The following is a 26207-nucleotide window of genomic DNA, read 5'->3' as shown; positions in this document are numbered from 1 at the left end:
CTGTCCATGGCACCGGCGAAGAACTGAATTGACGACGAATACGGCGGCGAGGGCCTAAAGCCCTTCGCCGCCGTATCGCCTCTAAAACGGAGACTGACCCACACGTGGGTCGATATCGCTTGCCAACTGCTGGCCGGTCGGCCGATACCGTCAACTTCCAATGCGCGCTAATAGTTCAAATTGATAGCTACCACCGGTATCGCCACAGGCCAGAGAGTGCATAATTGGTCCAGTGTCGCTGTACGGTCGTCCCCCCGCGTAGCGGCTAACGAGGCCGACAAGCGAAGATTGACTCGACAGCCCCGGTCGAAAGGAAGGACTTCCCCCCGATGTCCCCGCGCGAGGCACGCCCCCGTTCCACTCACCTGCCGGTGCGTACACAGTTGTTGCTGCCCATTACTGTGGCGCTCATCGGCTTGCTGGTGCTGGGTGTGATTCACACTGCTCACTCTTGGCGTGACTATCAAGCGGCCAATGACGCCCGAGCGCTGTCTGAGCTTGCCCAAGCCACCAACCTCGTGCTGCGCAGTGGACAAGCCGAGATCACCAACGCGATCTCCATGCGCAACCGAGAGCTTGACGTCGTGCTCGAAGAGTTGTGGGAGGTGACTGACGCGGCCGGGGAATACCTCGACGAGATCGCCCCGAACGCGCTGGAACGCTTCCCCGCTCTTACCGACCGCGTCGAACGCGCCCAGCGTTCCCTGTTGGAGCTGCCGCAGGCCCGCGAAACGTTCCGGGTCTATGCCGCCGGAGAGTCCGAACCCATCGACCCCGAGGTGCAGGAGGCGTTCACCACCTACCGCACGGTGGCCGACTCAATGGTCCACGTCGGTAACGCTCTCCACGGACAAAGCGATAACGTCGATGTCGCCAACTCCTTGGAAGCGCTCTCGCTCATCTCCGAATCCGCCCGCTCCGCCGGTGAAATGCGTTTCCGGCTCGGTTCGGACTTGGAACTGGCAGAGCAGGGTCTGGCAGAGGTCGACCCTGAGCGTCTGGCTGGGTTCGCTGTGCTGGCCGGTAAGTTCGACCAGCAGTTGGACTCGTTCAACCAGCTGGCTACCCCCGAATCCTTGAACTACTTTTCCGACCATTTCGTCGATAGTCCGGAAGTCTCCCAAGCTCAAGAGGCCATCGGGGTATATCTGTCCGGGCATCTGCCCGTCATGAACCCTGGCGAATGGGAATCTCTCCAGGCCAACCTCATCACCACCTTGCACGATGTCGAAGACCATGCCTCTGAACAGCTGGACGCCCGAGTTGACGACATGCACTCCTCGGCGGTCCGTTCGGCGGTCATCACCGTCGCTCTCATCACCATCTTGGCCGCGACGTCGATCTTCGCGGCTACGACGTTGGCGCGCCGGATCGCTCGCCGAGTCGAGATTCTGCGTGAAGAGGCGCTAACTGGGGCCTACGAAGTCCTCCCCAAATATGTGGACTCCTTCTCCAGTGCCACTAGCGCCGAGCAAGTCGACAAACTTCTCTCCGAAGCCAAGGGCGCGGATGTCGCTCCGCTGCCTCCACGCCGCGTTGACGAGATCGATTCCCTGTCTGAGGCGTTCACCGCCGCCCAACAGCAAGCTCTCAAGCAGACCGCCAACCAGGCGCTGCTACGACTCGATGTGCAGGCGATGATGAAGACGCTGGCCCGGCGTGGGCAGGGCCTGGTCCGACGCCAGCAAGACGTCATCGAAGCCTATGTGGACAAGTACGGCGCGACCCAGGACATTTCCGACTGGCGCCAGATTTATCACCTGCTCTCTCGCATGCGCCGCAACGAGGAGAACCTGCTGCTGATGGCCGGTGGCCAACCGGGTAGCCGCTATCACGAGGCCGTGGACCTGCGCACGGTCGTCTCCGATGCCGCCGACGCGATCGAAGACGCCTCTCGTGTCACCATCGATGGGTCCTCGGAGGTCTATCTCCAGGCCAAACCCGCCGGTGACCTGGTGCGCATCTTGTCGGAACTGCTCGACAACGCCGCTAGCTTCTCCCCGCCCAAACAGTCGGTGCGAGTCGCGATGCGGCACACCTCCAACGACACCATCGTCACTGTCTCCGACGACGGCATCGGTCTGACCCCCGACCAACTAGCCGACATTAACCGGCGACTCGAAGAGCCCGAACAATTGACCTCGGAACTGACCGCGACAATGGGTCTGCTCGTGGTCGGGCGGCTGGCCGCCCTGCACGGGATGCACGTACAACTTCATTCGACGTCTGGAAAGGGAACCTTGGCGATGGTCCGAGTCCCCAACACGTTGCTTCCTTCCCGGACGCACTCGGAGATTCTGCGTCGCACGCAGACTCCCGCCCCAACGCGCTTGGCGCTGTCAGCTCATGCGGCCAACCTGCCGGTGGTCGGGACTGGCCAGGAGGTGGAGGCCCCTGGCGCGATCGACCCGATCGTGCCCGACCAGCCTCGCCCGGTGACCACACCGACCGCGCCCGTTTCACACGCCACATCGCAACCCGAAGTTGGCCGCGCACGCGGCAATGGCGGTGCCGGTGGGGTTGTTTCCAGCTCAGTAGATGTTACTTTCAAAAAGGTGGATAGAACTCTGAACAGCGGTCACCGCACTGACCGCCCCGGCGGGCTCCCTCGACGCGACCCAGGCACCCTGCTCGTGCCCGGCTCCGTGCCCGCCCAACGCGAGGAATCGTCCGTTGACCTTGACCCAGAGGAAGTCCGAGACAGACTCTCCGGGTTCGCCTCCGGCATCGCCGCCGCTGAGCACCACGAGTAACACCATTACTATCTGTTTCACTGCGGTGGGCCATCAATGAGCAGTAGCGACCCCTCGGTGAGGACACATTTTCGCGTTGCCTTCGCGCCACAATCACACGCTTGCGGCGCGGGGTTCACCCACATCAACTGCGATGGAGGCGACGACTCGAGGCGCACCAGCGGACGGTGGCACTTCAGTGGCACGCTGGGAGGACACCTCAGATAAGACGGTTCGGTCTCCAGACCGACCAGTACGCAGATCACACGGTACCCGCGCACGACGCTTGATTCGGAGTCTCACAGGCGAGGCCCGGCGCGGGATCACCGACGCGGGCTCCTCGCACACTGGGAGTCCACACCGGGTGCACACCGCGAAGGTGGTGAGCACCACACCAGGCACTAGGAACGGCAGCGTTCCCCCTCCCCCCAGAAGGGAATGAAAAATGGAATCATCCGCATCTACCTCAGAGGCGGTTGGCGAGCTCGATTGGCTCCTGACCTCGTTTGTGGACAAGGTCCCGGACGTCACGCACGCCCTGACCGTGTCGGCCGATGGGCTGGCCCTGGCCGCCTCGCGTGGCTTGGCCAATGACCGCGCCGACCAGCTGGCGGCCATCACCTCGGGTTTGGCCAGTCTGACTACTGGCGCGGCGAAGGTACTCAACGCGGGTCGCATTCGCCAGTCAGTCGTGGACATGGACGACGGGGTGCTGCTTCTGATGTCGGTGGGCGACCGCGCTCAGGTGCTGGTGCTGGCCGAGTCAGGGTGCGATCTGGGCCAGGTTGGTTTCGAGACGGCCGTGCTAGTCAAGCGCGTCTACGCCGCGATCGAGCCCGCCGCGCGCGACTAGCATCGTCTCAGCCGCGAGGCCCACGTTTAGGCGAACCCCTCCCCGCGTTTTCGCCAACGTGGGCCCGGCTGACGTCGTGGCCTCACACTGTCTGCGGACGACAGCGATATTGCTCACGGTTTGTCGCACGTGCCGTCACTGTCGCGTTCCATCGGTGACTCTCGGGTTGACTTCCGCGCCTCCTGGCTACGGCTAACGCCCCCTGGGCCACCGCGACTACCAGCAACTCCCTCAACGTCCACCACGGCGCGCCTACCCGTGGTGACATACTCCCAACCACACGTAGCGCCCGTTGGTTCTCGCCTTGGTCATTACCCCTCCGCAAAATCGCCGCCGCTAACGGCTATTCTGCGGAGGCCAGGTTGTGACATCAGGACTATCGGCATGCCTGGCTGCCCCCAATTTGGTGGCACGGTTGCTACTCGAACAGAGACACTGGAGGCCCACAGGTGACTACGGTTTCGCCGAAGCCGATTGTCGCGCGTCCCTGGCCGGTACGCCGCGCGCCCAAAGGTTCATGGCTTGCTCGGACGCTGCGTACTACTGACGCCAAACACATCGGGATTCTGTACTTCATTACGTCGTTTGCCTTCTTCGGCATCGGCGGCGTGATGGCGCTGGTCATGCGCGCCGAACTGGCCCAGCCAGGTCTGCAGTATCTCTCCGTCGAACAGTTCAACCAGCTGTTCACCATGCACGGCACGATCATGTTGCTCATGTTTGCGACGCCGATCGTCTTCGCGTTTGGTAACTATCTGGTTCCGCTGCAAATCGGAGCTCCCGATGTCGCGTTCCCGCGACTCAACGCTTTTGCCTATTGGCTCTACCTCTTCGGCTCTTCGATGGTGGTAGCCGGATTCTTCACGCCTGACGGCGCGGCCTCCTTCGGGTGGTTCGCCTATCAGCCGCTGTCGAACGCCGTTCACTCCCCCGGAGTCGGTGCCGACATGTGGTTTGTGGGTCTGACCATTTCTGGTCTGGGCACCATCCTCGGCGCGGTCAACATGATCACCACGATCGTGACGATGCGCGCGCCCGGCATGCTGATGTTCCGGATGCCCATCTTCACGTGGAACATCCTGATCACTTCGCTGCTGATTCTGCTGGCCTTCCCGATTCTGGCCGCCGCGCTGCTGGCCGTCGTGGCCGACCGCCATCTCGGCGCACAAGTGTTCAACCCCGACACCGGGGGCGCGATCTTGTGGCAGCACCTCTTCTGGTTCTTTGGCCACCCAGAGGTGTACATCATCGCGTTGCCATTCTTCGGCATCGTCTCCGAAATCTTCCCGGTCTTTAGCCGCAAGCCCATCTTCGGTTACAAGACGCTGGTCTTCGCGACGCTGGCGATCGCCGCCTTGTCCATGGCCGTGTGGGCTCACCACATGTACGCCACTGGAAAGGTGCTGCTGCCGTTCTTCGCGCTGATGACGTTCTTGATCGCGGTGCCAACAGGGGTGAAGTTCTTCAACTGGATTGGCACCATGTGGCGAGGCCAGTTGACGTTCGAGGCACCGATGCTGTTCTCGCTGGGCTTCCTGGTGACGTTCTTGCTCGGTGGTCTCTCGGGTGTGCTGCTGGCTAGCCCGCCACTGGACTTCCACGTCTCGGACTCCTACTTCGTCGTCGCGCACTTCCACTACGTGTTGTTCGGAACGATCGTGTTCGCGGTGTTCGCGGGAACGTACTTCTGGTTCCCCAAGGTCACCGGGCGCATGTACGACGAGCGTCTAGCGCAGGTTCACTTCTGGCTGACGATGATCGGTTTCCACACGACCTTCCTGGTCCAGCACTGGCTGGGCAACGAGGGCATGCCGCGTCGTTACGCCGACTACCAGGTGATGGACAACTTCACGACGTTGAACATGATTTCGACTGTCGGCGCGTTCATCTTGGGTCTATCGACGCTGCCGTTCATCTGGAACATGTTCAAGTCCTACAAGGCTGGCCGTCAGGTGACGGTGAATGACCCGTGGGGCTATGGAGGTTCCCTGGAGTGGGCCACCAGCTGCCCACCGCCGCTGCGTAACTTCGACCGTCTGCCGCGCATCCGCTCGGAGCGCCCGGTATTCGATGAGAAGTGGGGCCACCTGCTCAAGCAGCAGGAGTCATCGGTCGGAAAGGGAACCGAAACGACCGCGATTGATGAAAAGAAGCCACCTAGGCCCGACATCGACTAGGTCGGCATTCACTACTGACTGAATACCAGCCGATCCCGACGGCGTGGGTGGGGCCGAGACACTACGTGTCTCGGCCCCACCCTTTTGCGCTTTTTCGCGGCAATGGCGGGGTTTGCCGGGGTGTTCCCCGTTTGCTTTTCGATGCGCCCGGCGGCTGCAATAGCGCGCCTAACCCGATACGCTGAAGATATGAGCAACGGCCGGGCATTGATAGTTGTTGACGTACAGAAGGACTTCTGCGAAGGTGGATCGCTCGCGGTCACCGGAGGCGGCAACGTGGCCTTGGCGATCAAGGAGTTCATCGCCGAGAACGAGGGCCGCTGGGACCACGTGGTGGCCACTCGCGACTACCACATCGATCCAGGTTCGCATTTTTCGGAGAACCCCGACTTTGTCGACTCGTGGCCTCCGCACTGTGTGGTGGGCACCGAGGGAGCACAGTTCCATCCGAACTTCGACCCCCGGGTGGCCTCGGCGATCTTCGACAAGGGCGCCTACGAAGCGGCCTATTCGGGGTTCGAGGGGCACAGCGGCGAGGAGGAGCTGGCTAGCTGGCTGCGCGGAAACGGCATCAACACGGTCGAAGTCGTCGGGCTGGCCACCGATCATTGCGTGCGGGCCACCGCCGTCGACGCGGCCCGGGAGGGTTTCACCACCTCAGTGCTGCTGAATCTCACCGCCGGAGTCAACCCGGACACGATCGCCAGCGCCTTGGCCCAGATGCGACACGAAGGTGTGGAGTTGCAAGGCGAGCCGGTGGGGGCCTAAGCAACCGGTGCGGGCGGACGAGGCTGGTAGCCGGTGGAGTTCGGCCTCGAGGTTCGTACAACGATGCTCTTGTTGGGGCCGGGGAACCGTTGCGTAACCGCCCCTGACTGGGGATTCGGACATGCTGTCGCCTTTCGGACACGCCGAGTTATTTGTTCACCACCTGCTGTGGTCGATTGTGCGACAAAATACTAGGCGTGTCGAGTGTCAGTGTCGCTGAACTTAAATCAGCCATCGAATCAGCCTTGCAACAAGTCAAGGACGGTCAGGCCGCCATCACGGCCGCCTCCCAACATGTCGAAACCGCCCAGGGCACGCTCGGGGCGATCACCCAAGGCAGCGGACATGAGTCCGTTGCCTCCGCTCAAGCCGCGCTAGCTCAGGCCGCCACGGAACTCGAACAGTCGCTAGCCGCCACATTCGCCGCTTCCGAGCAGGCCGAATCCTATGCGGCAACCCTGTAGGCGCGCGATCTATGAGCGATATAGCCACGCTGGCCTCGCAGATTCGGCATATTTGCGCCGATCTGCCGCGCCCTGGATTGCGGCAAGCGGTACATCATTTGGAAACCGGGCACGTGGCGCTGACCGATGCCAGTCGGGATTCGGTTGAACCGGTCGGGCTGGTCCATCTAGCTACGGCTCGCCACAAGTTGGACGCGGCGCTGTCGAAGTTGGATTGCGCGGCCGAGGCGTTGGACGAGTATCTGTCTGCCATTGGGGCCGACGGTGCCAGCGCCGCGGCTTCCTCCGTAGCCACCGGTAGCGCGTCCATTCCCCAGTCGCGAGAAGGCGATGGCCAACAGTGGTGGACCGACGCGGTGAACGCGATGTGTCAACGGGAGGGTAAACCGGATTCCAGCGCGTCGGGTGTTTCGCCGACTAAGGCTTTCGAGGAACTGGCCAAGCTAGCCAATGGCTCCGACGCGGCCGGCTACCACCGCAAGCTTCTTGACATTGGTCCGCAGACGGCTGTCCGCCTGCCTGGGCTGTCGTGGCCGATGATTCGCGGGCTCGCCACTGAAACGCTCGGGCGTCCGCCCACCAAGGCGGATCCGCCGCGTTTGCGGGATGCCACCAATGACGCGGTGCGCGCGATCTTGCCGGGTTTGGATGAGAAGTGCGCCGAGGAGCATCTGGCCTCCGCGTGCGCGTTGGCGGCCCGGTCACCCAAGCCGGACCCCGAAGCGGAGGAGCAGCGCGCGCGAGTGAAGGCGGCGGAGGCTGCCGCGCTCGGCCCGGTCTTGATCGCGGCGTTGCATCGCCGACGTGACTGAGGCGGCCGGGTGTTGTGCCCGCGTGTGTTTGACCCGGTGTCCATGAGCAGTCGATTTGAAGGGCGGTCAGGATGAACTGGCGCAAGAGACTCCGCGACGTCATTGGCCACGAGCTGGCGCAGGCTCGCGGTGCCGCCCGCGCGCTGGATGCCGAGGCCGCCAAGCACGCCAAGGACACCCAGTTGCGCACGCGGCAGACGCTGGCTCGGGCCCGGAAACGCCAGGCGGCGCTGGCTTTGATTCAGGAGCGCGTCCTGGCCACCATCGACGCGCGTGCGCAAAGCGAGATCGAACGCACGGTCGAGGCGGCGGTGGCGGCAGCGGAGGCTGCCGCTCCCGGCGCGGCCGGTGCTCCCTCGTGGGATGAGTGGGCCCTGGGTGCCACGGCGGGTCGTGACCCGGCGCCGCTGTTGCGTTGTGGCTCCATTGCCGATAGACCTCAGCTGCCGGCGTTGGTGGGTCTTCTCGACCGCTCGCACGTGGCTATCGGCGATGACGCTGTTCAGGCCCTGCCGGGGTTGCTTTTGCGCGCCCTTGGTTCCACTCCGGCCGGGGGTGTCCAGTTGCATGTGTACGACCCGGAGCAACTTGGTGGTTCGCTGGCCGCGTTTGCCCCGCTGGCCCAGGCGGCTTTGGTGCAATACGTGGGTCCTTCCGGTCTGCGCGGGATGCTGGATGATTTGGTCGAGCATGTCCGTCGTATCAATGCCACGGTGTTGGCTGGGGAGCATTCGTCGCTGGCGCGGTTGGCCGCTGTCTCGGGGCGGCGGCCTGAACCGGCCCGGGTGGTCGTGTTGCTCAATTCGGCCATCGCTGACTGGTCGAAGGAGGAGTACGCCCAGCTGGCTCGCCTGCGTCGCACCGGCATCGCCACGGGTGTGCATCTGGTCGTGGTTGGTACCGCTGATGCCAAGGCCGCGTTGGAGGACGATTCTCCTCACACGACCTGGATTACCGCGAATGCCACCGGGGCCACCGGTGAGCTTGCCATCGAGTTGGATCCGTGCCCACCGGCGGAACTGATTACCGCCACCGCGAAGAAACTGGCCGATATTCACACCGCTGGGCGCGAGCCCGCCAAGCTGATCGACCTGCTGCCGGCGGACATCTGGACGGCTTCCTCCGCCACGGGCTTGTCGGTTCCCATCGGTGAGCGCGCCGATGGGAAGCTTGCCCGGGTCACACTGGGCGATAATCCGCCGCACGCTTTGATTGGGGGCCCGTCCGGTTCGGGCAAGACCAACCTGCTGTACGCGTTCATCGGGGCGCTGACTGCCACCTATTCCCCTGATGAGCTGGAGCTGTATCTGCTCGACTTCAAGGAGGGCGTCTCCTTTGCCCGCTTCGCTTCGGGTCAGCGCGACCCGACGTGGCTGCCACATGTGCGGCTCGTGGGCGTCAACATCAACGACGACCGTGAGTTTGGTTTGGCTCTCCTGCGCCATTTGAAGGACGAGATGCGCCGCCGCGCCGAGGCCGCGAAGCGGCACGAGGCTACAAAGCTCGAGGAGCTGCGCGAGGCCGACCCAGGAGGCCGGTGGCCGCGCATGGTGGCTGTCATCGACGAGTTTCAGGCGCTGTTGGAGGGCCGGGACGCGGTGACCGAGGAGGCCGTGACATTGCTGGAGGACTTGGCACGTCGGGGCCGCAGCCAGGGCATTCACCTGGTTCTCGCGTCGCAGGATGTGGCCGGGATTGAGGCGTTGTGGGGCCGGGCGGGTCTGGTCGCGCAGTTCACGTTGCGCGTCGCGCTGCCCAAAGCTCGGCGCATTCTGGCCGACAACAATCATCTGGCTGACGCGATCCCACGCTTTCACGCCGTGGTCAACGCGGAAAGCGGCACCGTGGAGGCCAATGAGTTGGTCGCGATTCCCAACGCCGGACATGCGCAGGCGTGGACTCCGTTGCAGGAGAAACTGTGGAAGAACCGTGGCGATGACAACGAGCCGCCTTTGCTGTTCGATGGTGATGTCGTTCCCGCCATGCCCGATGAGAGCGCGCCCGGGGTCGCCCGGGAGACCGCGCTGTTGGGGCAGACGATTGACGTGGCCGCGAAACCGGCGCTGTTGCGCTTGCACCGGGCCCCTGGCCGCAACTTGGCGGTGTTGGGCACGCGGTCACAAGAGGCCTGCGACGTGCTGGCCTCGGCGGCGTTGTCGATGGCGCGCCGCCAACCTTTGTCGGTCTCGCTGTGTTGTCTCGACCCTGACCAGGTCTCGGGGGCATGGAGGCTGTCGATGGCGCTGGAGGAGGCGGGGGCGACCGTGTCGTGGCACGAACGGCTCGCGGAGGTGACCTCGCAATGGGAGGAACACGCGACCGGGCAGTTGCACCTGTGCGTGCTGTACGCGGTGGACGCGGGTTCGGCACGTCTAGACCGGACGCAGTCGCATAACCTGCGGCAAATGTTGCTGGAGGGGCCCGAACATCATCTGCACACCATTGGCTGGTGGCGGTCGGTGCCGCGCCTGCGCGAGGACCTCGGGGGGTTCCAGGCTCGCTTTGACGCCATCGACGCCTGGTTGGCGTTGGATGTCCAGGGCCCCGAGTTGGCTCCACTGTCTCCCCAGGCCGGCGGGCCCGCCTGGTATCCCCGCTTGCGGCGGGGACTCTTCTTTGACCGGGCACACCACCGCAAACCGGAGGTGTTGATCCCCTATCGCACTGAGGAGTCGCTACCGAATCTGGCCGGGGTGCTCGGTTCGCTGCGCGGCGGCGGGGTGGGCACTCACGGCTCCGAAGGGCTTGGGGTCTTCAATAGCCCCCGCAGCCCGCAAGGCAGCGGCGAGAACATCGAACAGCGCGATGCGAACAGCGTCGGTGAGAGGAGCCTGGGTGGCACGTGAACAAGGTCCCGCCGCAGATTACGCGCGTTCCTTGCGCGAGTTCCGCGACACCTGCCAGGCCGCCGAGGCTGAGGTCGACGCGGCTACCAGGGCCTACCGGGACGAGGCCGACGCTTTGGAGGTCGAGGCCGAGGAGGCGATCGCCCGGGCCAAGACCGCCGACCGACAGGCCGCGGAGGCGGCTGAACTACTGGTCGAGTCCGATAGGGCCGTGGTTGTCCTATGGCGACGACTGGCCGACCTGGTGGGGCCGCGCCGGGCCGGTTCCATCGCCGTGCCGGTGCGGGTTGAATCCCACGATGCCGATGCCGATGAAGTACGCCAGCGCATCCGACGCTGTGAGCAGCTGCTACAGCTAGCGCGCGACGGAGAGTTGCCTTTGGAGCCACCGCGCCACACCTACGCCATGGCGGTCGCCTTTGGCGCATTCACTGCCTTCCTTTCGGTCCTTGGCGCGAAACTACTGCTCAACGGGGATGCGGGCACGGGTCAGCAGGCGCTGGCGACTGTCACGATGTTCGGTGGGCTCATCGTCGGTCCGGCTTTTCTCCAAACCTGGTTGGCGTGGCAACATCGGGTCAAAGCCCGCCCGCCGCAGATTCTGACCAGTGTCGTGGCGGCCGGGGTCCTCATGTGCGTCATGTCGGTGCTACTTTTGCGCGGCATTTAGGTTGCTTGCCGCCCATGCGCGTGCAGATGGTTGCGCCACCCTGTGGCCCGGCCGGGCGCGAGCTCGCCCCGGGCTCGATTGCCGCGTGAATGAGATCTAGGCGCGCCCCGCACCGTTAAGTCTTGAGTGCCCACACGGTTACCGCACACGATCTAAGCTGGGGTGATGAGTGTTCGGAGTGCTCATCGGGCGTTTTCGGCGTTCACGGGGCGAGGCGGTGGAGGCAATGCGGCGACGAAGGTGATTTCGCCACCTCCACATGGGCTACAGCCTGACGCGACTATGTCAATGGCACGTGTTACCGTGCCCGCACCTATCGAGTTACGCGAAAGAGTCTTGCGTGCGCCCATCTCGCCGTTTCACCCTCATCTTGGCCTCCACCGCGGCCACCGTCGTGGTTGCCTCCGCCTGTACGGCCTCCGAACCGGAGAAGGGCAACGGTGACCAGGAGCAGGCGATGACGGCGGCCATCTCCCAATGGCACGAGGTGGATGATCAGTTCCAGCACGTGCTGGCGGGCCTCGAACGGATTTACCGGGCATGTTTGGAAGCCGACGGTTTTACCGTCCACGCCGAGGATCTCCTCATCAATCGATCCGACCGGCAAGAACCATGGGAAACAGTCCTCTCCAGCGCCACCATCACCGCCCCGGAGACCGACCAGGCGCGCGAGAATGGCTACGGAGCCTCCCCCAACGATGTGGAGCCGAGTGGGCCGAACGACTTCACCCAGCTTCCCGCCGAAGAACGGTCCGCCTACTGGATCGCGCTACGCGGCTACGATCCGAATGACGCCGATGTCTCCTCCGATCGGCTGCCCGACCACGAAGTGGTCCAGATGCCCGACGGCACCCGCTTGCAGTATCCGACCGTCGGTTGCCAGGCCGAAGGCGACCAGATCGTTTTCGGCTCAGATCTAGAGGATTTCATCGAAGCGAAGTTCATCGTTCGCGATCGGCTATTCGGGATCGTGTTCGAGGAGGTTCACGCCGATGAGGGATACCTCAGCGCCGTGGACGAATGGAGCGAATGCATGTCGGAACGCGGTTGGGATCTAGAGGCGCCCATCGACGCGCGTAACACCGCCTCCGACATTTGGTATCACACCGAAGAGTTGACCGACGCGGACTTCGCCGCTCGCAAGGCCGACGAAATCGAGTTGGCCACCCATCACGCCGAATGTGCCGACGAGACGCGCTTGCGCGAAATCCACGAAACAGCGCTGTGGGAGTCCGTGGACACTTATCTGGTCGCCAACGAGTCAACAATGCGACAGTGGGCGGCTCTCATCAGCGCGGCTAGCGAGCGCATCGACGCCCATGAGGACGACCAGTAGACACACCTGGTGTAGACAATGTGCCCAACCCTGTTGGGGCGCAGGGCGGTCACACCGCACACTTTCGACGCGCGGTTGGCGCAATCGCTGTGCCATCGGGTATATGTGAAGACCTAACGAAGAAGGGAGACCCCATGAACAATGGAGATGCCACGGCGAATTGGCAGCTGGGGCCGCTTCCTTCCACCTCCGACGCCGCCGCTTGGGTTTTCGGGGCGATGCCCGAGGGCTGGCTAACGGGGCCTCCAGAAATCAGTTCCGACACCGATGAGCTGATCGTCATCTGTCCGCTACCGGCACCGGACCACCCTCCGGACTCCACGGAGAACGACCGGGCGGCAACCGAAGAGGGCCGCATTTCCAGCTTCCGCGAAGGCACGCGGGATATCCGGATTCAAATCTCGGGGCAATTGCAGTACCGCTACCGGCGGCTGGCTTCCTGGGGGGCCCGCTGCGGCGACACTACCTTGATCTTTACCCACCAGGCCGTCCCCGTGACAGCGCGACTGCGGCAGCAGGAACGTCAAGTTCTGGACACTCTGGTGGACTCGGGGGTAGCGCGGTCCCGCGAGGACGCGCTGGCGTGGTGCGTGCGGCTGGTGGAACAGCACGCCGAAGAGTGGCTGGCGGAACTACGGCACGCGATGTCCAGTGTGGATGATCTGCGCAAGCGCGGACCCAACTCCTGAACAAGATGTGCCAGGAAGTCGCTACCGCACACATACCAGCGAACTCGCGCCGCGCATTCGACAATGAGGCCGACTCACCACATGCTTAAACTCCCCCGCCCCCACATCTGGCTTGCCGTAGATCTAGCCGCGTACTAACCAAAGGCGTTTGCGCCCCACCCACCCATGTGAGGCGAGTTTGGGGTTTCACCACCCGAGCCCATAGCCATACGTCGCGCTGGCGTGAAAGTTCCGGTTGCCGTGGGCCAGGTAGGCCCACGGCAACCGGAACGCGATGTTCTCTAGGGGATCGTTTTGGGGCTAGAGGGCACTGTTAGGCCTGGAAGACGACGCAATCGGATTCGATCCAGCCGTCTTTACCGGCTAGCCAACCCTCTTCTACGGTCAGGTACCAGGCATCGCCGTTGCCTTCGTGGACCGTCAGTTGAGTGTTGCGGGTGGTGAAGCCGAGGGAGCCTTGACCTTGGCCATCGTCGAAGGTGGTGAAGACTTCGGCAAAGTTGCAGTTGACTTGGGCGGGGGTTGCGGCGTGGGCGGGGGTGGCGAAAGCGGCGACGGATGCGGCGGCGAACAGCGCGACGGCGCTGCCTGCTAGGGCGCGTTTCATATGTAGTCCTTTCGAGAAAGGGAGGGAACGCTGTTATCCTGTTCCATTCAGTCCACTGTGTCAAGAGGCATCTTGACGGCGCCCGGTCGCGGCGATTGTCCGCAGCGACGGCGAGCAATATGTGGGGCCCGCCACGGACTTTCGCAACCGATAGTTTCCCACGTCATAGGGCATAAATCATAATGTGATGCTTAATCGTGCAGACCTGCGCAGAAAACGCAATCATTTAGCCGCCTTTCGCGCACGTTCAAGCGGCAGGATCAAAGCTACGTCTGATTTTCCCGGAATATGGGGTTTTGCCAGAGCCGAGCTGCCTGGAGGGGCCCGCGTTACCGCGTAGTGTCGGGTCCAAGCGAACCGGGAGCCATCGTGCCAGTATCCACGCCCGTGGCGAGGAGCTCATCGCGCAGTTTCACCACGAAACGACGGCGATAACTCCGACCACGGCGAGGATGGGACCCCTGTCTTGTGCTTGACAGGAAGGCGACGGGCTCGGTTCACACCACGGCTTAGACAAATGAGCGCTGTTGACCAAGCATGGCCACGGCCGCAAGAGGTCGGCACGTACGCCGACAGGTTCTCCATGGAGCGCCTTTTGGGTAAGCCACAACCTACCGACAACACCTATGGGGTTTGTACAGGCACTCCAGCCCGGCCGGTGCCAGCGTTCCACAGATGTGGGCGCTGCGATGGCCCGGTTGTGGGTGCGCTCCTGACCGACCCCAGGGCCCCTTGAGCTCCTATCAGATTTGTTTCCGTAGCGAGAACGGAGTGCTGTCAGTGACTGGCAAGGCCGAGGCGCTGTTCCTACCCAGCGGGTATGGGCACGCCCCGACTACACGACCAGGCTCCACAGCACCCCACCGCAAGCGGAAGACAGACCTGTTACGGCTCTTGGGCCTACCGACAACACACAGGCTCTTCGGCCTGCCGAGCGCAGGCCGCGCAACCTGCCTACCGCGCATCGGCCTGACCGACAACGCTGCTGCTTTAGGGAGAACTAGTGGACGCCGTAAAAACTGGCCTCAACCAGCCACCGACTCAACACCCGCGCCTACTGGATTGGGTAAAGGAAGTAGCCGAGCTGACCACCCCCGACCGCGTCGTGTGGTGCGACGGGTCCGATGAGGAATGGGACCGTCTCACCAGCGAACTGGTCGCCTTCGGCACCTTGACCAAGCTCAACGAGGAGAAGCGGCCCGACTCCTTCCTGGCCCGCACCGACCCCACCGACGTGGCCCGCGTCGAAGAGCGCACCTTCATTTGTTCGCACGACAAGGCTGACGCCGGCCCCACCAACAACTGGATGGATCCCGAGCAGATGCGCGGGATCATGACCGACCTGTACCGCGGCTGCATGAAGGGCCGCACCATGTACATCATTCCCTTCTGCATGGGCCCCATCGAAGCCGAGAACCCGATGTTCGGCGTCGAAATCACCGATTCGGCCTATGTCGTGGCCTCGATGCACATCATGACCCGCATGGGTAGCAAGGTGCTCGAGGCGATGGGCGACGACGCCCAGTTCGTGCCCGCCCTGCACTCGGTGGGCGCTCCCTTGGAGCCCGGCCAGACCGACGTTCCCTGGCCCTCGAACGAGACCAAGTACATCACCCATTTCCCCGAGGACCGGGAAATCTGGTCGTTTGGCTCCGGCTATGGCGGAAACTCGCTGCTGGGCAAGAAGTGCTACTCGTTGCGCATCGGCTCGGCGATGGGTCGCGACAACGGCTGGCTGGCCGAACACATGCTGATCCTGCGTCTGACCAGCCCAGAGGGCAAGGTCTACCACATCACCGGGGCTTTCCCCTCCGCTTGCGGCAAGACCAACTTGGCGATGCTGGAGCCGACCATTCCCGGCTGGAAGGTAGAGACTCTGGGCGACGACATCGCCTGGCTGCGCTACGGGGAGGACGGCCGCCTGTGGGCCATGAACCCCGAGTACGGCCTGTTCGGCGTCGCCCCCGGCACCGACTACAAGACCAACCCCAACGCGATGCGCACGCTCGAAAAGGGCCACTCGCTGTACACCAACGTGGCGCTGACCGACGACGGTGACATTTGGTGGGAGGGCATGGGTGAAGCCCCTGACCACCTCATTGACTGGCACGGCAATGACTGGACGCCCAATTCAAAGGGGCCCTCCTCGCACCCGAACAGCCGCTTCTGCACCCCGATCAAGCAGTGTCCGGTATTGGCCGAGCAGTACGACGACCCGCGCGGCGTACCGATCGACGCGATCCTCTTTGGCGGGCGGCGCGCATCGACGATTCCGCTGGTCACACAGGCTCGCGACTGGGTCCACGGTGTGTACATGGGCGCGACCTTGTCCTCGGAGACGACCGCCGCGGCCACCGGCAAGGTCGGGGTGGTGCGACGTGACCCCATGGCGATGCTGCCGTTCATCGGCTACAACGCCGGCGACTACTTCAACCACTGGATCTCAGTGGGCAAGGCCGCCGATGACGCCCAGAAGCTCCCGAGCGTCTTCTACGTCAACTGGTTCCGCCGAGGCGAAGACGGCCGCTTCCTGTGGCCGGGCTTTGGCGAGAACGCCCGGGTTCTCAAGTGGGTCGTGGAACGGCTGGAGGGCCGTGGAGAGGCCGTGGAGTCCCCCATCGGATTCGTGCCCACCCCGGGAGCCATTGACATCTCCGGGCTCGACACGGACCCCGAGGACCTCGCCGCGTCGGTGCGAGTCGACGTCGAGGAGTGGAAAGAGGAGATTCCGCTTGTGGAGGAGTGGTTCGCCAAGTTCGGCGACAAGCTCCCCGCGATGCTGTGGGCGGAGCTTGACGCGCTTAAGCAGCGCTTGGGTATGAACGACTAGTTTCGACCAATCTGCGCATCTGAGGGGACGAAGCCTACGGGTTCCGTCCCCTCAGATGCGCCTCCAGGCTGGCGGCTAGGGCAGCTCTAAGGGGCATACACTTGTCGGTTATGGGTGTACAAAACATGATCTACCGGGTCTATGAGCGCAAGCTCGCCAAGCAGATCGAAGGCAAGCCAGTGCCTCGCCACGTCGGCATCATGATCGACGGCAACCGCCGCTGGGCCCGCAGCATGGGTTACACCGATCCCAACGATGGACACCGCGCCGGAGCCAAACACCTAGAGCGCTTCCTGACCTGGTGCGACGAGTTCGGCGTTAGCCACGTGACCGTCTACATGCTTTCCACAGAAAATTTCTCCCGCCCTGCCGAAGAGCTCAATCCGCTGCTGAAAATCATCGCCGACCTCGCCGCGGATCTCTCCAGTGCGGGACTGCCCTGGCGCATCAAGACTGTCGGCGCTTTGGATCTGCTACCCGAAGACCTGGCCGCATCTTTGAAGGCCGCGCAGGAACGCACTGAGGGCCGCACCGGGGGCGCGTCGGTGAACTTGGCGGTCGGCTACGGCGGGCATCAGGAAATCACCGACGCGGTGAAGTCGGCCCTGACCGAGTACGCCGCCCAGGGCAAGAGCCTGGACGAGGCATGCGAGCTGCTGGATTCCGACACGATCGGAAAGCACTTGTACACAACCGGACAGCCAGATGCCGACCTGGTGATCAGAACCAGTGGCGAGCAGCGACTCTCCGGTTTCCTTCTGTGGCAGTCTGCTTACTCTGAGTTCTATTTCTGCGACACCAACTGGCCCGATTTCCGGCGGGTGGACTTCCTTCGGGCATTGCGGTCATTCTCCAATCGCAACCGCCGATACGGCAAGTAGCCACCAATTCGGGCAAAGTCTTCTTCCCTACCTCAGAAGAAATATCGCGCCACAGCAAACGGTTGATAACAAAAGCCGTTCCGGTTATAGCGCCTAGACCTTTGGTTACTCTCCTGGGTTATATCTCACTATCACTTGTCGATAACACTTTCTCACTGGCAGCCTAGGCGGGTCTGTTGACTGAGGAGGTCAATCCCGAGTGAGTAATCACATCATTACCAACAGTCGCAAGATGTTGCGACAATTCCGACGTCCCATTGTGGCCGGTCTAAGTATCGCCGTATTGGGAGTCAGCGCCGCCGGAGTCGCATACGCAAATACCGGCTCATCCGAAACCGAGGAAACACTACCTCCGGCCGACATCACCCACATTGCCAACGCCGAGCCTTTCGACTCGGCACTATTGGCCGCTTTGAACGACAATGGTGATGGAGAACTGTGGCGGCCCGACGCACTCGATGAGGACGAGCGCCCGGAAATCCCGGAACCCGAACCGGAGCCGGAGCCCGAACCCGAACCCGAACCGGAGCCCGAGTCGGAACCCGAGGAGGAACAGTCCTCACCGGCTCCTCCCACCGCAGCTGACGGCTGCGACTCCTACAGCGGAAACCGGCTGATCGCCTGCAACATGCTGGGTGACTTCGGCTTCGGCGGCGACCAATTTAGCTGCCTGGACAACCTGTGGGAACGCGAATCCAACTGGAACGAAACGGCCCAGAACCCCTCTAGCGGGGCATATGGCATTCCACAATCGCTGCCAGGCGACAAGATGGCCTCTTCGGGTGGCGACTGGCAAACCAACCCGGCTACCCAAATTCACTGGGGCCTGGGCTACATCAGCGACCGTTACGGGGCCCCGTGCGCCGCATGGGCACACTCCGAGGCCAACGGCTGGTACTAACAGGTCTGGCCCTTATTGCGGGCTCGCCGGTTTGTTCGACCATAATTCGGCCGCGACCGAATTCCTCCATAAAGGATTGAGTAGCAGAGGAAGAATGCGACTCGATCACTCATTATCAGAATCAACAGAAAAGGGTGGGACTGAGCGACGGCTCGGTCCCACCCGTCGTTAATGGGGCTATAAAGCAAGACACGGCTGCATATTCACACCTCTGACCAATCCTGGAAACACTGAACGACGCACATTAATGTGCGTCGTTCAGTGAGGCTTATGCAAAAGTGCGGATTCAAGGCCGCAGGAGGCGAGGTTTGCCAATAGCAACCGGGCCGACCAGAATGCCGTAAGCACTTCTTTTCTCGTTCACCTTTACTGCGCCCCAACGGAAACGGAGCGCCCACGCCACGATTGGCGCACTCTGCGAACCCGGGTCCGGTCGCACCGCCGATCAACCTCGGGCCAGCGGCGAGGACAGTGGGCTACTTTACTTGCGCGGCAATCGTTTCAGCGGCCTCGACTGCCGAAATCTCGGTGGTGTCGATGGTGGTCGCCGACGCGCCCAACCACGGTCGCGCCGCCTCGTAGCGGTCCAGGTGATCCAGGCGCCATTGCTTGGCCGAAACCTCGACCTCGTCGCCTTCGATACGTTTGACGATGGTGTCGCGGTCGGCGTGGAGGCAGAAGTGCGACACCGGAAGGCCCGCCTTCTCGAAGCCTTCGGCCAACTCGACCCAGTACTGCTCGACAAGCACCGACTGCGGAATGATCAATGGCCCGCCAGCAAAGTCGACAATATGACGCGCGGTTTCGACCACCAGCGAACGCCACGGCCGCCAGTCTTGGAAGTTCTCGACCGGCTCAATGTCGGCCAGCACTGACCGCAGCGTGTAGCCGACATACTCGGCGTCGAAGATCTTGGCGTTCTTCACCAAGCTGGCGACGACCCGGGTCGTGGTCGTCTTCCCGACCCCGAACGTTCCATTTATCCAAATAATCATCCGTAAACCCTACCGAGAGCATTCATATCGCAACAGCCACCCAGGGCGTGAACGTCGCGCCATCGAGCCTGGGCACGACCTTCGAACACGAATCCAGCTCATGAGGCTATCTCGCAACAAAGTGCCACTATGGATAATCATCCGAGCACTCTCAGTTATATCCGGCGTCTTTCCCACAGAGGTCATCTGTGGGCTATTTCGGAACTTTACCTAGCGTGATGTCACAGTTCCTGGTTATGGTTAGGGCATCAACGGGGTATTCCCCTACATCGAGAGTCCCAGGAGGCGACCGTGCCTACATCGCGCACATACGTCCTCGACACATCCGTCCTGCTCTCCGACCCAGGAGCCTTCAGTCGGTTCGAAGAACACACTGTCGTCTTGCCCCTGGTCGTGATCAGCGAACTGGAAGGGAAACGTCATCACCCGGAACTGGGTTGGTTCGCACGCGAATGCCTGCGCCGCCTAGATGAACTCCGGATCAAACACGGTCAACTCGACAAACCGCTACCCGCCAACGAATCAGGCGGGACACTGCGCGTCGAGCTCAACTACACCGACTGTTCAGCCCTCCCCGCCGGGTTCGACCCGCACTCGGGAGACACCCGCATCCTCAACGTGGCCCGCGCCCTCGCCCAAACCGGCGAGGACGTCGCGCTGGTCACGAAGGACATGCCATTGCGGGTGAAAGCGGCTTCGGTCGGAATCAACGCAGAGGAGTACCGACATGGACAGGCTATTGACCCCACCTGGCCAGGGATTGCCGACCTAGGCGTCACTGACGTCGAAATGGCGGCCCTGCACCGCGGCGAAACCATCGACCTACCAGCGGACGAAGACCTGCCCTGCCACACGGGGCTACGCCTGGGCGGCACGTCTTCTTCGGCGCTGGGGCGGGTCACTGCTGACAAGCAAGTGCGTCTAGTCCGCGGCGACCGTGAAGTCTTCGGCATTCATGGGCGGTCCGCTGAACAGCGCATCGCCATCGACTTGTTGATGGACGACGAAGTAGGGATCGTGTCCCTGGGAGGAAAGGCCGGGACCGGAAAGTCAGCACTGGCCCTATGCGCTGGCCTCGAGCAAGTGCTCGAAGCGCAAAAGCACCGCAAGGTCCTGGTGTTTCGACCGCTGTATGCCGTCGGCGGGCAAAACCTCGGGTACCTGCCGGGCACTGAGGGCGAGAAGATGTCGCCCTGGGCGGAGGCGGTTTTCGACACGCTCTCGGCGGTGACAAACAAGCACGTCATCGACGAAGTTCTCGAACGGGAAATGCTGGAAGTGCTGCCGCTGACACACATTCGCGGCCGCAGCTTGCACGATGTGTTCGTGATCGTCGACGAGGCACAGTCGCTCGAGCGCGGCGTGTTGTTGACGATGCTCTCGCGCATCGGCCGCAATTCGAAGGTCGTGCTCACGCACGATGTCGCGCAAAGGGACAACCTGCGCGTGGGTCGGCACGACGGCGTGGCCAGCGTCATCGAAGCGCTCAAAGGCCACCCGTTGTTCGCCCACGTCACGCTGACGCGGTCGGAACGCTCCGACATCGCCGAAATCGTGACCAACCTGCTGATGAACTAGGCCCACATACGAGCCAACGCCATCGGCATAACCGCAACGACCGACAGGGGGTCCGGGAGTCGAAGACTCCCGGACCCCTCTCGGTTCTGAAAGCGTCTGCCCTCTGACGCTGGAGCAGATCACGTCTAGCCTTGCCTCAGCGCCGAAGGGTGCGGCGACTCTAGAGGTCTAATCTTCACTTTCCCTCTTGCAGAACATAACTGATTCGTAATTTGACAGCATCACCCAAATAAATCCAATTGGAATAAATCCGAGCGCCAAGTACTCAAACTCCGCTAGAAAAGCGATTATCATAGAGAGTACGAAAAGCAGAAGGGCCCTCGTCATTCCACGCTTACGCGCCTCCTCTGATCCTTCGGTAATTTCACGTGCCGCTATCGTGAACGATAGAGCCAGCCAGATACCGATAGGAACGATGACTATCGTCCACCATACCGACATCCTAGCGTTGCCCAAGATGGGATCAGGCATTATCGATGATTGTATCGAAACCGCGATACAGAAAAGTGCGGTTATCGCCGCGAAAGATAGCGCAACTTGCGCAGCCTTGATGGTGAGCGGGAGAGTAATTGGTTGGTATTTAGGGTCAGAATGTTCTTGATTCACAATAGCCCCTTGCTATTTGTTATTTTCCGCGCACTGCGGGCGAAAAGACACCGGGAGGCGAGATGGAAATGGCTGGCCGAGGTAGACATATGCCCGAACCTGAGAGATGCGAAAGTCGCGCATGGGGCTACGGTCTCGTCCTCGCATCAGGGTCGCACATAAATAAACTCATCGCCTGCGAGGCTTATGCAAAAATACAAATTCAAGGCCGTAGAAGGCGGAGTTTACGCAGGGGAACGAGGTACCCAACCAGGTAATGGTAGCTGATTCCCACATCGCATCATGCTTGGAGCAAGTAGTGTTCAGGCGACCCCGATCCATGCTGGACATTACGGTAAAGGTTAAGGCCACCGCTTTCTCAATGCCTTCGCAGGGCGTCTCGGTATTCGTTGCGAATTTTGTCTAGTTTCAAGCCTTCCGGACTGAAACTATAGTCAATTTCAATATCACGGCAGTCGGGGTCATCGCGCCCGTCAGACGATCGAGCACATGGGAGCGAACCATAGATACGTTCATAGAATTTGGGAAAATCGAGGAGCGCTTTTACAACTTCCTGGACATACTCTTCGATAAAGAGAAACGACTCTATTTCACTAACGCTCGCTCTGCTGGCTCACTCGACTCGATCAGATCGCTACTCATACAAGCTCCTGTAACAACAAGTGAGGCTGCCACGATGCATGGCGCACTCGCGCCCTAGTCTCATATCAGGTTCTGCGGTAAGTCATTCGACTCCATCAGATGTTGCTGACCCGTCATAATGCATGCGAAGTTCCGAGGGGCTGTGATTTCATCCTCCCAATAGAGTTGGCGACCGGTGAGGGTTTGGCTACCAATAGCCAGAGACCATTTTATAGCATATGCAACGATTTTGCTGTCCACGTTTGGTGAGCGCACAACGTGCTGGTCCACATTGACCACCCAAGTTCACGGTGGAGCAAGCCCGCGCAGGGGCCACCCCACCGCGTGCGGTCCGCTAACGATATTCGTCTTTGCGGGCGGAGTGGGCTCCCCAGATGTCGTCTTCGATATCGAATTGGTCGTGGATGTCTAGTTCGTGGCCCTGGTCGGGGTCTGGTGGGGTGACGGGGGCTGGTTCGCGTTCGGCTTTGTGTGCCTGGCGTTTCTCCAACGCGGCCGCCAGGGGGCTTTTCTTCTCGGCTGGTTTGTCGTCCTTGCCTTTGGCCTGTTCCTTGGTCTGCTCTTTAGAGGGTTTCGCTGTACCGGGAGCCGGGCGGCCCATGGCGGAGAGCGTACGTTGCTCGCTCTTCTTCGCTCCTTGTTGCTGGTTGCCTTGCCCAGGGGCTGCGCCGCCCATCATGCCCATGCCGCCGGCACCGCCGCGAACACCACCGCCGCCGCCGGTGCCGCCGCGTCCGATGCTGGCCGCGCCGCCTGTGGCTCCACCGCGTCCGGCCACGCTGCCGATGCCGCCGGGGCCGCGTTGTGCGCCACCGGTTGTGCCGCCTGGGCCGCCACGGGCACCGGGAGCGAACATTCCGCCCCCGCCCGCTGCACCGGGTGCCGCACCGGGGGCCGCGCCGCCGGGACTTGCCCCGGGCGCGCCGAGGCTGCCGGGATTACCGGCGTAGAGGCCGTCGCTGACCGCATCGTCGCTGCTGCTGGCGCTGGCTGGCAGCCTCCAGTTGGGGCCACTGCCACCGGAGCCACCGGTTTCCACCTCGTGCAGGGTGGGAGAGACGCCGGGGGTGTAGCCACCGGGTTGGGTCATGCCGGAGGCATCGGGGGTGCCGGTGGGGCCGGGCATGTTCAGGCCGCCATAGCCCGAGCCGTTGGCTCGTTCGGTGTGATCGGTGTGCTCGACCTCGACCGGTTCCATCGTGTATTTCGAGGTAGACAAAGTGGCGTCGGTTTGGTCGCGGTGGTCGAGGACGACGGCGTTGATGCGTTCGGACTCGCCCAGTTGTCCGTTATGGACGCTCTGCTTGTAGTTGTCGACTTCCGGGGCGATCTCTTCGCGGGCCTGGGCGATGGCTTCTTGCTCCAGGGTGCCCAGGTGGGTGGCTTCGATTTCCTCATCGGTCATCTGGGCTAGGCGCTGGTCAATGATTTCCTCTGCCCGGGCCAGCTCGCGCTGGTGGAATTCCTCGGTCGCCTCCGGGTCGGCCCCCACCATGGCTAGGGCCTCATCCATGGTCACGCGCTGGCAGTTGCCCTCGGACCAAAACGGCGGCCGCACATGCACATCGGCGGACTCTTTACGAATATTGGCGTCAAAGAACTGCGGGGCAGGAAAGGGGATCTCCCCGGAATCGCCACCTTGCAGGGTGTGGATGGTCTCGGACTGCTCGTGCAGTTCGGTGGAGACCACCTCGGCGTGATCGGCCGTGGTCCGCAGAGCGTTCAAGCATTGCTGGATGTGCTCGTGTAGGGAATCGAAGTCCGCCCCGTGCCAGGCATGCGACGCGTCCTTCAACACCGCCTCAAGCGAGTCCGCATCCTCATATAGCGGCCTGGCGATCTGATCGTGCCACAGCTTACTAATGGATTCCATGGAGTGGCGCTCGCCGTTGTCGGGGCGTAGTAGGGAGACGATGTCATTAAACATGTGCTCGCTGGGCATGACCGCAGAACTGGGAGCAGTATGTAGGTCCCTGACTAGGCTGTCTTCTTTGGGGATGGCGGACATGAGTTCGATCCAGGCCTGATCGGCGGGGTTACGGGCCAGGGTGCAGCCATCCAAGGAACAGGAGTTGGTCGACAGCAGCAGTTCGGTGGAGTCCAGGGCTTCCTTTTTCCACCCACCCACGCCTGTCTGTGGAGTGAAGTATTTGTGTTCTTCGAAGTCATCGTGAACGCTCATCAGAGGCCTACTCCGTTCGTTCCAGCAAGCTAAGGAAGTTCTCATGCACCGCGGGCATGTAGTCCTCGATAAGGAACGCGCTGGCTGAGTCGCGGTCGAAGTCAAACACTGACCACTCACCGGGGCCTGCTCCCTGACTGAGATCGGAGGATTCTTCACTGGGATCTTGCCCGTGGTTGAAGCTGAGTTCGACGACGAAGTCGTCGGTTTGGAAGAAGAAATAGTAGCGGTCGCCTCTGTTTTCGTAGGCGTAGTGGTATGCCTGGTCCCAGGGGCCTTCAGGGTTTTCTTCGACGAAGAAGTCCTCCCCGTGGTTTTCTTTGTCCCGGTCGGCGACGAATTCCAACCGTCCCGCATAGGTTTCCTCGGCCTCGGCGATTGACTCCGTTGGATAGACCGTGAGCCAGAGATTGCCTTTGGGAGTGCTGGTTCGCCCTGGGGAGAATTCGTATTCAGCCCAGTGGATGCTTCCTTCGCAGCTGATGGAGTGGGGGGAGATGCCCGAGCCGTAGGGGGATTGAACTGGTGGGTTGGGTCGGTCGACGTAACCGAAGAAGTCTTCTGCCTTTTCTTCGAGGAACATGTCGCAGGAGGCGTCGAGGTCGGTCAAGGCCATGGCGGGCAGACCCGGCAGGTCATCCCCGCTGTCATCGTTCCCGTTCGCGTTGTTCCCGTTGTCGGTGGCGCATGCGGTAGCCACCAGCAGGGCCGAGGTAAGAAGGGCGATTGTGGATAGCCGCGATGCGTTGCGCACAGGCTTATTCCTTTCCATAAAGTTCATGTGAGGGGCCTACTCCGTCCGATCCAGCAGGGTTAGGAAGTTCTCATGCACCGCAGGCATGTAGTCCTCGATAAGGAATTGACTGGCCGATTCGCGGTCGAAATCGAAGACCGACCACTCACCGGCTGCTGCGCCCTGGCTCAAATCCGCTCGCCGTTCACCAGGATCTTGCTCATGCCGGAAACTAATCTCCAAGACGAAGTCATCTTGTTGGAGAAAAAGCAAGTACCAATCGTGGTCGTCTCCGTGGGCATAGAGATTTGCCTGGTCCCATGCGCCTTCCGGGGATTCTTCAGCAAAGAATTCAGTACGTCCTTGCCCTTCGTCATAATCGACCATAAATTCAACACGAGCCTGGAAGGTTTTTGAGGCTTCGTCAACTGGTTCGAGCGGCCATAGGTACGTGAAAAGTGATGCTTCTGCGGCGTTCGTACGGCCTGAAGACAACTCAAATTCTGGCCAGACAACGGTGCCTTCACAGGTGATGGCACTCGGACTTGTTCCCGAGCCGTACGGCGACTCGACTGGTGGGTATGACCATTCGACGTAGCCGAAGAAATCCCGTAGCTGTTCTTCGAGGAACATGTCGCACGAGGGCTCTAGCTCGGTGAGTGACATGGCCGGCAGACCAGGCAAGCCATCGCTACCGGTGTCAGTGTCGGAATCGCCGTTATCGGTAGCGCATCCGCTAGCTACCAGCAATGCCAACACAGCCAGGGCAACCCCGGTCAGCCGCGACGCTTCACTCACTGGGCTATTCCCTTCCATCCAGGATGCGAATAGGAGCCTACGGGCGGTTCACCTGCGCTTGCAAGGGTGTGTCCCGGCCTGGGAGCCGGGTGTCGACGCTTATCTAT

The 26207-nt window shown here is 62.0% G+C and carries 20 protein-coding genes; 14 read left to right on the top strand and 6 right to left on the bottom strand.

The window, feature by feature from the left end:
* Positions 1-329: 329 nt before the first annotated feature.
* From JQS30_RS02910 to JQS30_RS02865, 10 genes are all read left to right on the top strand, one after another.
* The gene (locus JQS30_RS02910; protein WP_213171903.1) at positions 330-2753 is read left to right on the top strand and encodes a sensor histidine kinase; all 2424 of its coding nucleotides are present in this window, start codon (positions 330-332) and stop codon (positions 2751-2753) included.
* Positions 2754-3177: 424 nt separating this feature from the next.
* Positions 3178-3585 (top strand): roadblock/LC7 domain-containing protein, encoded by a 408-nt coding sequence (locus JQS30_RS02905; protein WP_213171902.1) that lies wholly within the window; start codon positions 3178-3180, stop codon positions 3583-3585.
* Between the two features lie 449 nt (positions 3586-4034).
* A complete protein-coding gene (gene ctaD, locus JQS30_RS02900) occupies positions 4035-5762 on the top strand; it encodes an aa3-type cytochrome oxidase subunit I (protein WP_213171901.1) in 1728 nt (575 codons plus the stop codon).
* A gap of 189 nt (positions 5763-5951) precedes the next feature.
* The gene (locus JQS30_RS02895) at positions 5952-6530 is read left to right on the top strand and encodes an isochorismatase family protein (RefSeq protein WP_213171900.1); all 579 of its coding nucleotides are present in this window, start codon (positions 5952-5954) and stop codon (positions 6528-6530) included.
* A gap of 197 nt (positions 6531-6727) precedes the next feature.
* On the top strand, positions 6728-6994 hold the full coding sequence (locus JQS30_RS02890; protein WP_213171899.1) for a hypothetical protein: 267 nt from the start codon (positions 6728-6730) through the stop codon (positions 6992-6994).
* A gap of 11 nt (positions 6995-7005) precedes the next feature.
* Positions 7006-7806, top strand: coding sequence for a hypothetical protein (locus tag JQS30_RS02885; protein WP_213171898.1), 801 nt, complete (start codon positions 7006-7008; stop codon positions 7804-7806).
* A gap of 71 nt (positions 7807-7877) precedes the next feature.
* Complete coding sequence (locus tag JQS30_RS02880) at positions 7878-10652, top strand: FtsK/SpoIIIE domain-containing protein (RefSeq protein WP_213171897.1); 2775 nt, start codon at positions 7878-7880, stop codon at positions 10650-10652.
* Positions 10642-11322 carry a hypothetical protein gene (locus JQS30_RS02875; RefSeq protein WP_213171896.1) on the top strand — a complete coding sequence of 227 codons (681 nt, stop codon included), beginning with the start codon at positions 10642-10644 and terminating at the stop codon, positions 11320-11322. The genes JQS30_RS02880 and JQS30_RS02875 overlap by 11 nt, the downstream gene beginning before the upstream one ends.
* 340 nt (positions 11323-11662) lie before the next feature.
* Entirely contained in the window at positions 11663-12658 is a 996-nt protein-coding gene (locus tag JQS30_RS02870; protein ID WP_213171895.1) for a hypothetical protein, read from the top strand.
* Between the two features lie 134 nt (positions 12659-12792).
* Positions 12793-13347 (top strand): hypothetical protein, encoded by a 555-nt coding sequence (locus JQS30_RS02865; RefSeq protein WP_213171894.1) that lies wholly within the window; start codon positions 12793-12795, stop codon positions 13345-13347.
* Positions 13348-13660: 313 nt separating this feature from the next.
* Here JQS30_RS02865 and JQS30_RS02860 read toward each other — a convergent pair whose 3' ends face one another.
* Complete coding sequence (locus tag JQS30_RS02860) at positions 13661-13954, bottom strand: hypothetical protein (protein ID WP_213171893.1); 294 nt, start codon at positions 13952-13954, stop codon at positions 13661-13663.
* 1003 nt (positions 13955-14957) lie between these two features.
* Between JQS30_RS02860 and JQS30_RS02855 the strand changes: the two genes are divergently transcribed.
* From JQS30_RS02855 to JQS30_RS02845, 3 genes are all read left to right on the top strand, one after another.
* Positions 14958-16784 (top strand): phosphoenolpyruvate carboxykinase (GTP), encoded by a 1827-nt coding sequence (locus JQS30_RS02855; protein WP_213171892.1) that lies wholly within the window; start codon positions 14958-14960, stop codon positions 16782-16784.
* 110 nt (positions 16785-16894) lie between these two features.
* Entirely contained in the window at positions 16895-17665 is a 771-nt protein-coding gene (locus JQS30_RS02850; RefSeq protein WP_213171891.1) for an isoprenyl transferase, read from the top strand.
* Positions 17666-17864: 199 nt separating this feature from the next.
* Positions 17865-18566 carry an aggregation-promoting factor C-terminal-like domain-containing protein gene (locus tag JQS30_RS02845; RefSeq protein WP_213171890.1) on the top strand — a complete coding sequence of 234 codons (702 nt, stop codon included), beginning with the start codon at positions 17865-17867 and terminating at the stop codon, positions 18564-18566.
* Positions 18567-19042: 476 nt separating this feature from the next.
* On the opposite strand, the gene JQS30_RS02840 is transcribed toward JQS30_RS02845, so the two are convergent.
* Positions 19043-19561, bottom strand: a complete 519-nt coding sequence (locus JQS30_RS02840) for a P-loop nucleotide/nucleoside kinase family protein (protein ID WP_246498024.1) — start codon at positions 19559-19561, stop codon at positions 19043-19045.
* Between the two features lie 291 nt (positions 19562-19852).
* Here JQS30_RS02840 and phoH2 point away from each other — a divergent pair, with 291 nt between their 5' ends.
* Entirely contained in the window at positions 19853-21139 is a 1287-nt protein-coding gene (gene phoH2 / locus JQS30_RS02835; RefSeq protein WP_213171889.1) for an RNA 5'-3' helicase PhoH2, read from the top strand.
* A gap of 168 nt (positions 21140-21307) precedes the next feature.
* Here the strand turns inward: phoH2 and JQS30_RS02830 are convergent, their stop codons facing one another.
* The 4 genes from JQS30_RS02830 to JQS30_RS02815 form a co-directional block, all read right to left on the bottom strand.
* Positions 21308-21610, bottom strand: coding sequence for a hypothetical protein (locus JQS30_RS02830; RefSeq protein WP_213171888.1), 303 nt, complete (start codon positions 21608-21610; stop codon positions 21308-21310).
* Positions 21611-22721: 1111 nt separating this feature from the next.
* A complete protein-coding gene (locus JQS30_RS02825) occupies positions 22722-24569 on the bottom strand; it encodes a hypothetical protein (RefSeq protein ID WP_213171887.1) in 1848 nt (615 codons plus the stop codon).
* A 7-nt stretch (positions 24570-24576) separates the two neighbouring features.
* The gene (locus tag JQS30_RS02820) at positions 24577-25323 is read right to left on the bottom strand and encodes a hypothetical protein (protein WP_213171886.1); all 747 of its coding nucleotides are present in this window, start codon (positions 25321-25323) and stop codon (positions 24577-24579) included.
* Positions 25324-25359: 36 nt separating this feature from the next.
* Complete coding sequence (locus JQS30_RS02815) at positions 25360-26100, bottom strand: hypothetical protein (RefSeq protein WP_213171885.1); 741 nt, start codon at positions 26098-26100, stop codon at positions 25360-25362.
* Positions 26101-26207 lie beyond the last annotated feature (107 nt).

Origin of the sequence: Natronoglycomyces albus (genome assembly GCF_016925535.1) — a bacterium.
GTDB lineage: Bacteria > Actinomycetota > Actinomycetes > Mycobacteriales > Micromonosporaceae > Natronoglycomyces > Natronoglycomyces albus.
This window is presented reverse-complemented; position numbering and strand designations above follow the sequence as displayed.